The 511-nt window shown below is 58.5% G+C and carries 1 protein-coding gene; it reads right to left on the bottom strand.

Annotation, left to right across the window (positions count from 1 at the left end):
* Window positions 1–156 precede the first annotated feature (156 nt).
* Window positions 157–510: a hypothetical protein gene (locus L6Q96_23680; GenBank protein MCK6557546.1), complete on the bottom strand. Its 354-nt coding sequence runs from the start codon at window positions 508–510 to the stop codon at window positions 157–159.
* Window position 511: the final 1 nt, after the last annotated feature.

The raw sequence follows: 511 nt of genomic DNA, 5'->3' as shown, positions 1-511 counted from the left end.
GACGGACGGCCCGCACCGGCCTTTGCACGGCGCTGCGTTGCAGTGCAGGGTGGCGCTACTCAGCATGTGCTTGGCAGTGTTGCGTGGCGCGGGGCCCAACGTTTGACATGAGCTGCATGACCCGGCTTGCCGGGGCATGTCAGCTCGATGGAAGGGTTAGGCCGCATTGTTGCTCCCGCCTCCGACTTCGGGCGCCAACTCAGACGCTGAGCGCTCGGCACTGCACATGGCGCAGTACCGGGCTTGTGGCGTTCTTAGGGGCTTGCCGCATACATGACATGGAGGGCCATAGATGCTTAGTCGATGATGGAAGAGTGCATTGGGGTTTGTCTCTTTGAAGCCGGTGATCTGCTCGTATGCGATGAGCGCTTGTTGGCCAAAACCCTTGGCGTTTGCTTCCGCCAATGAGCACTGATGTGTTTCTCGGTATTGCTTGATCTGCGCGACTGCATTCTCTAGATGTGGTGATACCAAATCCCACTCACTTTCCGTGAGCATTGGGAGCTCCATC

The sequence above is a fragment of the Candidatus Binatia bacterium genome (genome assembly GCA_023150935.1).
Taxonomy (GTDB): domain Bacteria; phylum Desulfobacterota; class Binatia; order HRBIN30; family HRBIN30; genus JAKLJW01.
The sequence above is the reverse complement of the archived record's forward strand: the minus strand, read 5'-3'. Positions and strand labels throughout refer to the sequence as shown.

Coding starts and splice junctions, on each gene's coding strand:
- L6Q96_23680 (MCK6557546.1), bottom strand. CDS start 510: ATGGAGCTCCCAATGCTCACGGAAAGTGAGTGGGATTTGGTATCACCA.